Here is a 12302-nt window from a genome sequence, read left to right as displayed (position 1 = left end):
TGTGATCCGGGTGCAGACGTTGCCGGTGAAGTTTGAGTTACGTCCGGCTGAGTTGTTATATTAGGGGCGATGAAGTGCTCAGTATTTTAAAATTTAGAAACGTTTACTTGCTGCCTATTGTTGGGCTAATACTGTTCTACATTGTCCCTTCTGCGCTGGGTGTGTTTTTTGGTGAGCGCAAACTGGCATTCGAACTGCTCTTGTTGTCCATGATGAGTGTCATGGTCTATTATTTTGCCTACGTTGTATTTAGAGGGCGTTGGTTTACAGCATTCTATGGCGGTGTATTAAAGGTTCGTGTGGGGTGGGCCTTCTTTTCCTGGGTCATTCTGGGCGCATATTTCTCTGTTATCGTTTATGCCGCCATCACTGCGCCCGGTATCGCACTATTCGAGGCGCTCAAGGGTGGGTCGCTGTCTGATATTTCCGGGCTGCGCGAAGAGTTCCTGCGCACCCGAGAGGGGTGGGAGCGAGGCCTGCTCTACGTGTATGCGATTGGTGTCTCGTCGTTGATGCCATTGGTTATTTCCCAGCTATTTATTACTCGTTCACGTTGGCGTTTTGCGGTACTTGGAGCCTTCCTGTTCTCCTTGGCCCTGACCCTTGAGAAGTCGAGGGCGCTGGTTGCAATGCTTCCGTTGGTCGTGATCTTCGTGAATACCGGAAACAAGAAGAAGGCCTATGCGGTCATGCTCTGGTTGGTGCTGTTGATTGCATTGGTCAGTGTTATTGCCCGGGGTGCCTTTGTTTCCGATGATGGTGCGCAGGAAGTTAATCCAATGTCTGGGGTGCCCGATGAATATAATTTGTTTGTTGGGGAAACCTCGCAGATTTATTACATCATCAATCGTATCTGGTATATCCCTTATGTTACTGCCATCGATTGGCTGCGTTATCGCGAAACTGTCTTGAATGACGAAAGTACGCATGGTAAGTCGATCAGCGCTATTGCCTGGATCTCTGGCGAGGAAAGAGTCAATCTCGAGCAAGAAGTCTTCGCCTTTCAGTGGGGGCAGAATGAGACAGGTACAGGCTCCGCCAATACAGTGTTCTATGTCGATGCTTACCTTAGCTTCGACTATTTAGGGGTGCTGCTCTACTCAATAATACTGGCCTTTTGCGTGCGCGTCTGTGTGTGCTCTGCCAATAAGGCGCTGATCGCATGCCTGGCCATTTCAGTATATTATGTGTGCTTCAATTCGCTGTCTGCGGTGTTGTTTAGCGGTGGGCTTGGGTTTATTTTTATTCTTGCGCTGTTCTTCAGGATCATCAGCGTAGAGAACGACAACCGTGAGTGAGGGATTTATGTCGGATTTGGTGCTGGTTACAGGAGGGGCGGGCTTCATTGGTTCGCACCTGGTCCCCAAGATTCTCGCCGCAGGCAAGCAGGTGAGGATTCTGGATTGCCTTTCTCCTCAGATTCATGGGCACCTCCCCAAGGACCTGGAGTGGCTCGAATCCCCGGGTATCGACTTCCGCCGCGGTAGCGTGACCAGCCTTGACGATTGGAGCAAGGCGCTGCAGGGCGTTTCGGCCGTTGTCCACCTGGCTGCCGAAACCGGCACAGGGCAGTCGATGTATGAAATTGCGCGCTACAACGAAGTCAACTCGCAGGGCACTGCATTGCTCTTCGAAGCGCTGGTGAAGATGTCGGAGCATCAGGTCAAGCGAGTCGTTTTGGCTTCCAGCCGTTCCGTCTACGGTGAAGGTGCGTATGTCAGCCCAGCCTTGAATGGTGCCCGGGTCTGTCCTCTGGCCCGTACGGGTGAAGCCTTGGGTAAATCCGAGTGGGAACCTGTGTGTCCAGAGACCGGTGCTGCGTTGACCTTGGTAGCGACCCAGGAATCCGACCAGATTGCACCTTCTTCTTTCTATGCGGCTACAAAGTACGCCCAAGAAGATCTCGTCCGTATCGGTTGTCAGTCGATGGGAATTGGCTTCTCTATTTTCCGCTTGCAGAACGTTTATGGTGAGCGTCAATCGCTCAACAATCCGTACACTGGAATCCTGTCAATTTTCTCCACCAAGATTCGCCGCGCAAGCGAGCTACCGTTGTTTGAAGACGGTGCTGAGAGTCGCGATTTCGTTCACGTCGATGACGTCACTGATGCGGTATTGGCGGGTTTGACAGTCGATCAAGCGCCTAATGCTGTCATTAACGTTGGCAGTGGTATCGCTACGTCGGTCAAGGAGGTCGCAGAAGAGCTCTCGCGCGCATTCGGAAAAGAACCCAATGTCGTTGTGACGGGGCAGTTCAGAATTGGTGATATTCGCCATAACTATGCGGATATTACGCGCTTGAAGAACCTGCTGGGAGTAAACCCCAAGGTGACGTTGCAGCAGGGCCTGCGCCGTTTTGCCGACTGGGTTTCGCAGCAACCGCTACCTGAAGATTTGCTGGAACGCGCAAATCAGGAACTCCGTGACCGTAAATTGATGAAGTAAGGGAAGGTCAATGGAGCAAGAAGATCTGGGGTTGCGCAGTGTGCTGGTAATGGATGCGAAGCGCCACCGTGAATTGTTTGGCCACACAAGTAGCACTTCATCGTTCAGGCTGTGGTGTGGGATGCTATCACCGCGCTTTGCCCCAGTCTTGCTCTATCGGCTTGCTTATGCGTGTCAGTCGAAGGGACTGCGGATAGGTGCACGCTTTTTTTCGATGCTCAATACGTTGGTGTTTGGTATCGAAATTGCGACCCAATGCAAGATTGGCCCGGGGCTATTTTTCCCTCATACACACGGTACCGTCATCGGTGCCCTGTGCATTGGGAAGAACGCCGTTATCTATCAGGGTGTCACCCTGGGCGCGCGCGACTTGGACTTCACCTTCAGCGAGCTTCATCGCCCTGTCGTAGGTGATAACGCCTACATTGGTGCAGGTGCCAAAATATTGGGCGGTGTTCGTATTGGTGACAACGTTGTTGTCGGCGCCAACTCGGTTGTACTGAAGTCGGTTGAGGACAACGCGGTGATGGCTGGCGTGCCGGCAAAAATAATCAAGCTCCGGGATTTGTAGTGTGAAATATCCATTGGATAATAAAAAAGTTCTCTACATTGCACCGCGTTTTTTCGGGTATGAGAACGAAATCAAGAATGAACTGGAGCGTCGCGGGGCAAAAGTCGACTTCCTTCTGGATCGGCCTTTTGAAAGCGCTTTCATGAAGGCGGTCACCCGGTTTCGCAGGGACTGGGTTATCGGCGCGGCTAATAAGTACTACCGCCAATCCGTCTCAGCGCTGAACGCAGCCGAGTATGACTTTGTCTTCGTGATCAGTGGTCAGACGCTTTCGGCTGAAGTGCTGGAAGAATGGCGAAGTACTTTTGTCAACGCGAAGTTTGTTCTCTATATGTGGGACTCATTCGCCAATCGTCAATCGGCCCTTGATAACCTCAAATTTTTTGATAGCGTACTGTCGTTCGATAGAACAGACGCAGATAAGTACGGTCTGCGCTTTCGACCGCTGTTCTTTTCTTCGGGGTTTGAGCAGGCCAACACGTCCTCTCTGGACATCGATGTCAGTTTCATTGGTACAGCGCACTCGGACCGCTACTCGGTTGTTTCAAAGGTGGACCGCTGCCTGGGGCACGATGTCAAAAAGCACTGGTACCTGTTTCTCCAGGCGAAGTGGGTGTATTGGGCTTACCTGCTGATCAATCCGACATTTCGTTCGGCAAAAATAGCGCACTTCAAGTTTGAGTCCCTGGCCAAACAGGATGTTCAGGCAGTATTCAATTCCTCTAAAGCGATTCTCGATGTTGAGCATCCTCATCAGACGGGGTTAACCATGCGCACGTTGGAAACATTGGGCGCCAGGAAGAAACTAATCACTACCAATTCAAGCGTGAAAACTTACGATTTTTACTCGGAGCAGAATATCTGCGTCATTGACCGGTTAGCGCCAGAGATCCCCAATTCATTTTTACATACTGAATACAAGGATGTTAGCCCTGAACTCTACCAGAAGTACCGTTTGGAAGGATGGCTTGACGAAATTCTTCAGGCAGCGGAAGAAGACGGTATTGCTCGTAAATGATCAAGTGGTCAAGCGCTCGTAATATCGATTGTTGCGACGTTTTGATGCGCTAGATTAATAAGTATTGCAGGTGGCATGAGCGCTCAGTCTGAAAGCGTCTCCCTTGCGGGTCAGTTATTTGAGGATGTATGTATATGATTTGGTGGCTTTTGTTTATTACACTTTCATTAGCCTGGACCCTCACTGGCCTGCTACGGCGTTATGCGCTTGCGCGAAACCTGATGGACGTCCCCAACCAGCGTAGCTCCCATACGGTCGCTACCCCCCGCGGCGGCGGTGTGGCAATTGTTCTCGCTTTTCTGCTGGCATTGGTCTTCTTGTTGGGCAATGGTCAGCTTTCAGCGTCGGCGTTTTATGGCCTTGCAGGTAGTGGCGCTTTGGTCGCGATCATCGGTTTTCTTGATGACCATGGACATATTGCCGCGCGCTGGCGTCTGCTCGGGCATTTTTCCGCCGCGTCGATTGCGCTGATCTTTCAAGGCGGTTTGTCTCCTGTGCTGTTGTTTGGTACGACCTACGACCTGGGTATCGCCGGAGATGTGTTGGCAGCGGTATTTCTGGTTTGGATGCTGAACCTCTACAACTTCATGGATGGCATTGACGGTCTGGCCAGCGTCGAGGCTGTGACCACCTGTTTGTCCGGGGCTCTGCTCTACCTGCTCGTAGCGCAACCGGGGGAAGCGTTTCTACCTCTGATGCTTGCTGCGGCGACTGCCGGTTTCCTGATTTGGAACTTTCCACCTGCCAAGATTTTCATGGGTGATGCGGGTAGCGGGTTTTTGGGTATCACGCTGGGCGTCCTGGTACTGTCAGCACTCGCGGTAGATCCTGCACTATTCTGGGGATGGTTGATTCTTCTGGGTGTGTTTGTCGTTGACGCTACAACGACCTTGCTGCGTAGGCTGCTGCGAGGAGACCGAGTTTACGAGGCCCACCGTAGTCACGCCTATCAGTACGCTTCCCGGCAGTTGGGTAGCCATCGACCGGTCACCCTGGCGGTTCTGTTCATCAATGTGGTTTGGCTCCTGCCATTGGCCTGTTCAGTTTCGCTTGGCTATCTGGATGGGCTGCTCGGCGTTCTGGTGGCTTATGCAGGCCTGTTTGTATTGGCGTTGAAATTCAAAGCGGGCGTCAAAGAAAATTGATCCGCAACCGTGGGGGTGTGCTTACCAGCACCGCGCCAGGAAGAAGGATTTTCTTTTTCGGCATTAGCTGAATGCTGATTGATGAGTGTTGAGGTTTTTATGGTTAGAAACATTCGAGGCACCTTGCTTCAGCTACCTAGGCGGCAGAAGCGACTACTACAGGTCTTGGCTGACGTTCTCCTGGTTTGGGGCGCCTTGTGGCTGGCGTTTGTTGTCCGCTTGGGTTTGGATGAGATGGTCAATCCCATCCTCGAGCACACCTGGTTGTTTCTAAGCGCGCCGGTTGTGACGATCCCATTGTTCATTCGGCTTGGCATGTATCGCGCTGTCATGCGTTATTTCGGAAACGATGCGCTGATTGTTATTGTCAAAGCCGTCACCTTGTCGGCATTGATTCTCGGCGTCCTTGTCTATTGGTACAGCAATCATCAAACCGTCGTTCCCCGGTCGATCATTTTCAACTATTGGTGGATTAGCCTGGTCATGATTGGTGGCTTGCGCTTGGCCATGCGTCAATATTTCATGGGCGATTGGTTTACCGCTGCACAACATGTCCCCTTCGCCAAGCGGGACGACGGCCTGACGAAAGTTGCAGTTTATGGTGCTGGCGCCGCAGGTAATCAATTGGTTGCCGCTCTGCGCATGGGACGAGTTATGCGCCCGGTGGCCTTTATCGATGACGATGCCAGTATCGCTGATCGGGTCATTTCCGGCCTGCAGGTGTACAAGCCCAAGCATATTATGCGGATGATCGAGATGTCGGGTGCGCAGGAGATCTTGCTAGCCATCCCGTCCGCCTCTCGCGCCAGGCGCCGGGAGATTCTCGCTTACCTCGAAGGGTTCCCTCTGCATGTTCGAAGTGTGCCAGGGTTCATGGACCTCGCCAGTGGCTTGGTCAAGGTAGATGATATTCAGGAAGTTGATATTGCTGACTTGCTGGGGCGTGATGCTGTGCCTGCTCAGCATGACCTGCTGGAGCGCTGCATTGCCGGGCAAACGGTGCTTGTTACCGGGGCCGGCGGTTCAATCGGCTCCGAGCTTTGTCGACAAATCCTGGTCTTGGGCCCGACAACACTTCTGTTGTTCGAACACAGTGAGTTTAATCTCTACTCGGTATTGTCTGAGCTTGAGCAACGGGTCGCCAGGGAATCACTATCGGTAAAGCTAGTTCCCATTCTGGGGAGTATCCGAGATCATGAAAAATTGTTGGATATTCTCACCACCTGGCAGGTCGATACTGTTTATCACGCGGCAGCGTACAAGCATGTTCCGATGGTTGAGCACAATATCGCTGAGGGTATTCTCAACAATGTAATGGGGACGTTGAATACTGCCCAAGCAGCGTTGCAGGCCGGCGTGCCGAATTTTGTGCTGATTTCAACTGATAAAGCGGTCCGTCCAACGAATGTCATGGGCAGTACCAAGCGCTTGGCAGAACTGACGCTCCAGGCATTGAGTGCGGAGAGCAATCCTGCCTTTTTCGGTTGCGCCTCTGGCGAGAAGCACGTAAACCGCACCCGCTTTACCATGGTACGTTTCGGTAACGTACTGGGCTCTTCTGGCTCGGTTATCCCGCTGTTTCATAAGCAAATCAAGTCCGGCGGCCCATTGACGGTCACCCATCCGAAGATCACTCGCTATTTCATGACTATTCCGGAAGCCGCCCAGCTCGTTATTCAGGCAGGATCCATGGGAGTGGGCGGAGACGTTTTTGTGCTGGACATGGGTGAACCGGTCAAGATCGTCGAGCTTGCCGAGAAAATGATTCATCTTTCGGGCTTGAGTGTTCGTTCGGAAAAGAATCCACACGGCGACCTGGCAATTGAATTCACGGGCTTGCGGCCCGGCGAAAAGCTGTATGAGGAATTGTTGATCGGTGACAATGTTGTGGCAACCCAACATCCAATGATCATGCGGGCAAATGAAGATTTGCTGCCGTGGCCGTTCCTCAAGGGAAAACTCAGCGAGTTGCTGGATGCGCTCGAGAAAGATGATTACGCGCGTGTTCGTCAATTGCTGAGGGAAACAGTGAGTGGGTATGCTCCTGATGGCGAAATTGTTGACTGGCTGTACCAGCAGCGTCGCTTGAGACCACGGTAGTAGCGGTAAGCGTACGTGTAGTCCATCGTGGCTTGGAGGGGCTTGGAAGGCCCCTCGGTTTCGATCTTTCACGCGACAGCTGTCCGTTAAAACGGTAAATTTTTAGACTGTCCATAACTGTAGCGATGCACAATGGCGGATCATTGTCACCGTAGGCAGTGGTGAGAGACGTTAGGCACGAGCAAGGCGAGTATTATGTCACTAGAGAATTCGAGTAAAGCCAGGAAGTTTAGATTCGATATAAACGGCTTGCGCGCCTGGGCGGTCGTTTCAGTCGTGTTGTATCATTTTGGTATTCCTGGTTTTAATGCCGGATTTGTGGGTGTTGATATATTTTTTGTTATATCTGGTTTTTTGATGACCAGTATAATTATTGAAGGGCTTGAGAGTAATAAAGGCCTTTCTCTTTTTGGTTTCTATTTGGCGCGAGCCAAACGAATTGTTCCTGCATTGGCAGCGTTGTGTGTTGTTTTGATGGTCCTCGGTTGGTTCTTCCTGCCGGCCTTTGAGTACGGCGCGCTGGGGGTTCAAGTTATCAGTGCGCTGGGTTTCTTCTCGAACATAAAATTCTGGCGTGAAACCGACTATTTTTCTGATGCTTCCCAGGATCAGTGGTTGTTACACACGTGGTCACTGTCAGTAGAGTGGCAATTCTACCTGTTGCTGCCTTTGTTGTTGTGGTGTGTATGGCGACTCAAGGCAGGTCGGCCGACGGCGTTGGGTGTCGTGCTTACTCTGTTTTTTGCTTCGCTTGGGTTGTCGGCGTTACTGTCTTCCAGCAACCCCGCCTTTGGGTTTTACTTACTGCCTACACGCACGTGGGAAATGCTTGCAGGGTCGCTTGTTTACTTTCTTGCTCACCGTGTTTCGCCGCGACCGCGGGTTCGACAAATCATCGAGTTGTCTGGGTTTTTGTTGATCGCTGTGTCAATTGTTGTTTTCGACACCCGCAGTGTCTGGCCAGGTTGGTTGGCGACAGTCCCGGTGCTTGGCACGGCCTTGATTATTTTCGCCGCACGGCAAGACTCTATCTGGACCGGTACGCGCATCGCTCAGTGGTTGGGTAATTGCTCTTATTCTCTATACCTTTGGCATTGGCCGATAGTAGTAGTTCTGGTCTACGCGGATCTCAAAGGCAATATGGCGGCCACTGTAGCAGGGCTTGGGTTGACGCTGCTGCTGGGCTGGGTGTCGTATGCATGGATCGAAAAGCACTCTCGGGACCTGTTGAGTCGCATTGGTAGTTTTTCCAGTGCCTCGGTAATCGCGGTATTCACCCTGATCATTGTAGTTCCCTGTCTGCTCATCAAGCTTCAGGGCGGAGTGGTAGGGCGCGTACCTGCGCCGATCGATGCGGTCTATAACGAAGCCAGTGACAAGAACCCACGTCTGGTCGAGTGTTTTTCCGTCGGTAACAAACCTGTTCCAGGTTGCACATACGGTGGCGAAAACCTCGGTGTCATTGTCATCGGGGATAGCCATGCGGCCTCTATTATGCGTGCGCTTGAACACGCGCTGCCGAGCAAAGATCTTCATGTTCTGGACTGGAGCCTGAATGCGTGTCCGACAGTCATGGGTATAAAAAGTACGGAGGATGGTGAGCGCTGCGGTCGGTTCATTGAGCAGGCGGTGAAGATGCAAGAAACCTTGCCAGCACAAGCGCCGGTTGTAATTTTGAACCGTAGCTCTCTGTACCTCATGGGGCCGAACGAGCCTGGGAGGGAGAATGAAGTGCCTGTCACGCCTTACTATTTCAGCGTGCCGTATGCTGCGCGCACCCCGGAGTATCAAAGTGCCTTGAGCCAAGGGGTAATCGATACCGCTTGCACGTTGGCTAAATCGCGTACGGTTTATATGCTTCGGCCGATCCCGGAAATGAAGCGTTCGGTGCCGAAGCTGATGGGCAGGGCGCTGATGTTTGGCAAACCCCTGGAGCTGTCGGTATCCCAAGACGAGTACCGTGAACGCAACAGGATTGCTTGGGACGCCCAGGATGCGGCGGCGCAAAAGTGTGGTGTGAAAATTCTCGATCCGACACCGTACTTTTGCCAAAACGGCCTATGTAATGGTGCGCACGGAGGGATACCTCTGTATTACGACGATGACCATCTCAGTGAAAAAGGCGCTGCGTTGTTGATTCCGATGTTCCGGACAATTTTTGAATCGCCGAACGCCAGTGCCATTGTTGATCATTGATTCGCTGCGGGCGAGTCTGAAGCTGCAGCGCCACTGTATGAGTCTCGATGCTGAGCTCCTGATTTTTCGGGAGCCAGCAATTGAACGTGTGGCATCGGATGGCGCCGTAGAAGCGGCGGTTGGGTCTTTATCACAATTGCTAACATACTCATCAGGCCGAGCGATGGGCGTCCCGAAAGTCTAAAACACCGGCGTTTTGCCGGCGCGCGGCGGTTCGTCAGGGGCTGGTTTTATTTGGTCAAATTTTGCCTGGTCTTTGCAGTTTGACTCTCATCGGGGACGTTCTAGGTTTCAGAGGCAGCAAGGAAAAGCTGCCTTCGAAATTACCTCCTAGGAGTCCTACCTTATGATGCGCAATTCTGTCCTTTCTTACCTGCTGCTTCCGCTGTTTACAGCAGTGTCCCTGTCGACCTATGCGGCACCTCCCTCTGAGCTCAATCCCTCACCTGTCGTGACCACTGCGCAACCGGTGGCCAAACTAGATCTGAATACTGCCGATGCGACTACCTTGCAAACCACCCTCATCGGTATCGGTAAAACCAAGGCAGAGGCCATTGTTTCCTACCGCGAGGCTAATGGAGCCTTTACTTCGGTAGATGAGCTCTTGGAGATTAAAGGCATCGGCAATGCGTTGTTGGAGCGCAATCGCGACAAACTGACAATCCACTAATCAGTTGGATCAAGTTGGGCCGATCATTGATCGGCCTACTTTGATGAATCGGAGATGGTCTAAGTGGCGTCAGTTTCATTCAGGGGTCATCTGTCCTGCGCATCCTTGGCATCCATTTCAGCATTGCGCTCATGAACCCGCTTGAGCTGTTCCTCGGTCAGGGGCAGCTTTTTCGCGGTATCGCGCAACAGCATCAAACCACCGACAATAGAGCCAATGGCGAGTACCAGAATCAACCAGGCATACCAGGGCATGTCGCTCTCCTTTTGAACAGCGAATGACGCTGCTTCATAGAATTGGAGCAACCACATCATTCATTGGTTCAATTATAGGGGGTGGGTGGCGACAGGGCCATTTCGCGATCATCGGCCCCCCACGGGCCGCTGCTTCGTTTACAATGCGCGCCGTTCAAGACTTGCCAAGAGACCTGCCCATGTCCGCCTGCCAGACGCCCATCATTGTCGCCCTGGATTTTCCTACCCGTGACGCCGCCCTGAAGCTGGCCGATCAGCTCGATCCTGCCCTGTGCCGGGTCAAGGTCGGCAAGGAGCTGTTCACCAGCAGCGCATCGGGCATTGTCGAAACCTTGGTCGAGAAGGGCTTCGAAGTGTTCCTCGACCTGAAATTCCATGATATTCCCAACACTACCGCCATGGCCGTCAAGGCTGCCGCGGAAATGGGCGTGTGGATGGTCAATGTGCACTGCTCCGGTGGTTTGCGCATGATGACGGCCTGCCGTGAGGTGCTGGCCCAGCGCAGCGGCCCGCAGCCGCTGCTGATCGGTGTGACCGTGCTGACCAGTATGGAGCGCGAGGACCTGGTCGTTATCGGTCTGGACATCGAGCCGCAGGAACAGGTGCTGCGCTTGGCGGCTCTGGCCGAAAAGGCCGGCATGGACGGGCTGGTGTGCTCGGCCCTGGAAGCACCAGCGCTGAAGGCCGCGCACCCGTCGCTGCAATTGGTGACCCCGGGGATCCGCCCCGCAGGTAGCGCCCAGGACGACCAGCGTCGCATCCTGACCCCGCGCCAGGCCCTGGATGCCGGCTCCGACTACCTGGTGATCGGTCGCCCGATCAGCCAGGCTGCCGATCCGGCCCAGGCCCTGGCGGCAGTGGTCGCGCAAATCAGGGCTTAAGCACCAGCTTGCCGAAATTTTCCCCGCTGAACAGCTTCAACAGCGTCTCGGGGAAAGTTTCCAGCCCTTGGACCACGTCTTCCTTGCTCTTGACTTGGCCGCTTGCCAGCCAGCCGGCCATCTCCTGGGCCGCCTTGCCATAGTTGGCGGCATGGTCCATCACTACGAAGCCCTCCATACGTGCGCGGTTGACCAGCAGTGACAGGTAGTTGGCCGGTCCTTTGACCGCCTGCTTGTTGTTGTACTGGCTGATGGCGCCACAGATCACCACCCGGGCCTTGAAATTGAGGCGGCTGAGCACGGCATCGAGAATGTCGCCGCCAACGTTGTCAAAAAACACGTCGACGCCTTTGGGGCACTCGCGCTTGAGTCCTTCCAGGACATCTTCGGCCTTGTAGTCGATGGCCCCGTCAAAGCCCAGTTCGTCCTTGAGGTACTGGCACTTCTCGGCCCCACCGGCAATACCCACCACGCGACAACCCTTGAGTTTGGCGATCTGCCCGGCAATGCTGCCGACCGCGCCCGCGGCGCCGGAGATCACCACGGTTTCTCCCGTTTTTGGGGCGCCGACATCGAGCAGGGCGAAGTAGGCGGTCATGCCGGTCATGCCCAAGGCAGACAGGTAACGCGGTAGGGGCGCCAGTTTCGGGTCGATCTTGTAAAACCCTTGCGGTTCGCCGACAAAATAATCCTGGATGCCCAGCGCGCCATTGACGTGATCACCGACGGCATAGCCCGGGTGATTCGAGACAATTACCTCGCCGACGCCCAGGGCGCGCATGACTTGGCCAAGGCCCACCGGCGGGATATAAGACTTGCCTTCGTTCATCCAGCCGCGCATGGCCGGGTCCAGGGACAGGTAGAGGTTCTTCACCAGAATCTGGCCTTCAGCAGGTTGTGCCACCGGCACCTGTTCGTAGGTAAAGTCGTCGCGGCTGACAGCACCGGTCGGGCGTTTGGCGAGGAGGAAGCGGCGGTTGGTCTGGGCAGTCATGGCAAGCTCTCGTTTGAAGGGCAATGCT

At 53.7% G+C, this 12302-nt stretch carries 11 protein-coding genes; 9 read left to right on the top strand and 2 right to left on the bottom strand.

The window, feature by feature from the left end; all coding sequences use genetic code 11:
- Positions 1-74 precede the first annotated feature (74 nt).
- From EXN22_RS20355 to EXN22_RS20320, 8 genes are all read left to right on the top strand, one after another.
- Positions 75-1298 carry a hypothetical protein gene (locus tag EXN22_RS20355; RefSeq protein ID WP_130265753.1) on the top strand — a complete coding sequence of 408 codons (1224 nt, stop codon included), beginning with the start codon at positions 75-77 and terminating at the stop codon, positions 1296-1298.
- 7 nt (positions 1299-1305) lie between these two features.
- The gene (locus tag EXN22_RS20350) at positions 1306-2445 is read left to right on the top strand and encodes an NAD-dependent epimerase/dehydratase family protein (protein ID WP_130265752.1); all 1140 of its coding nucleotides are present in this window, start codon (positions 1306-1308) and stop codon (positions 2443-2445) included.
- Positions 2446-2455: 10 nt separating this feature from the next.
- Positions 2456-3016 (top strand): serine O-acetyltransferase, encoded by a 561-nt coding sequence (locus EXN22_RS26455; protein WP_130265751.1) that lies wholly within the window; start codon positions 2456-2458, stop codon positions 3014-3016.
- A gap of 1 nt (position 3017) precedes the next feature.
- Entirely contained in the window at positions 3018-4034 is a 1017-nt protein-coding gene (locus EXN22_RS20340) for a CgeB family protein (protein ID WP_130265750.1), read from the top strand.
- A 134-nt stretch (positions 4035-4168) separates the two neighbouring features.
- Positions 4169-5179, top strand: coding sequence for an MraY family glycosyltransferase (locus EXN22_RS20335; RefSeq protein ID WP_130265749.1), 1011 nt, complete (start codon positions 4169-4171; stop codon positions 5177-5179).
- 99 nt (positions 5180-5278) lie between these two features.
- A complete protein-coding gene (locus EXN22_RS20330) occupies positions 5279-7279 on the top strand; it encodes a polysaccharide biosynthesis protein (RefSeq protein WP_130266873.1) in 2001 nt (666 codons plus the stop codon).
- Between the two features lie 195 nt (positions 7280-7474).
- Positions 7475-9475 carry an acyltransferase family protein gene (locus EXN22_RS20325; RefSeq protein WP_130265748.1) on the top strand — a complete coding sequence of 667 codons (2001 nt, stop codon included), beginning with the start codon at positions 7475-7477 and terminating at the stop codon, positions 9473-9475.
- Between the two features lie 349 nt (positions 9476-9824).
- Positions 9825-10145 carry a ComEA family DNA-binding protein gene (locus EXN22_RS20320; RefSeq protein WP_130266872.1) on the top strand — a complete coding sequence of 107 codons (321 nt, stop codon included), beginning with the start codon at positions 9825-9827 and terminating at the stop codon, positions 10143-10145.
- 86 nt (positions 10146-10231) lie between these two features.
- Here EXN22_RS20320 and EXN22_RS20315 read toward each other — a convergent pair whose 3' ends face one another.
- A complete protein-coding gene (locus EXN22_RS20315; protein ID WP_010224101.1) occupies positions 10232-10399 on the bottom strand; it encodes a DUF2897 family protein in 168 nt (55 codons plus the stop codon).
- 179 nt (positions 10400-10578) lie between these two features.
- On the opposite strand from EXN22_RS20315, the gene pyrF reads away from it, so the two are divergent.
- Positions 10579-11280, top strand: a complete 702-nt coding sequence (gene pyrF, locus EXN22_RS20310) for an orotidine-5'-phosphate decarboxylase (protein WP_130265747.1) — start codon at positions 10579-10581, stop codon at positions 11278-11280.
- Here pyrF and EXN22_RS20305 read toward each other — a convergent pair.
- The gene (locus tag EXN22_RS20305) at positions 11270-12274 is read right to left on the bottom strand and encodes an NADP-dependent oxidoreductase (RefSeq protein ID WP_130265746.1); all 1005 of its coding nucleotides are present in this window, start codon (positions 12272-12274) and stop codon (positions 11270-11272) included. The two genes, pyrF and EXN22_RS20305, sit on opposite strands and share 11 nt — an antisense overlap.
- Between the last annotated feature and the right edge of the window lie 28 nt (positions 12275-12302).

The sequence above is a fragment of the Pseudomonas tructae genome, assembly GCF_004214895.1.
GTDB lineage: Bacteria > Pseudomonadota > Gammaproteobacteria > Pseudomonadales > Pseudomonadaceae > Aquipseudomonas > Aquipseudomonas tructae.
The sequence above is the reverse complement of the archived record's forward strand: the minus strand, read 5'-3'. Positions and strand labels throughout refer to the sequence as shown.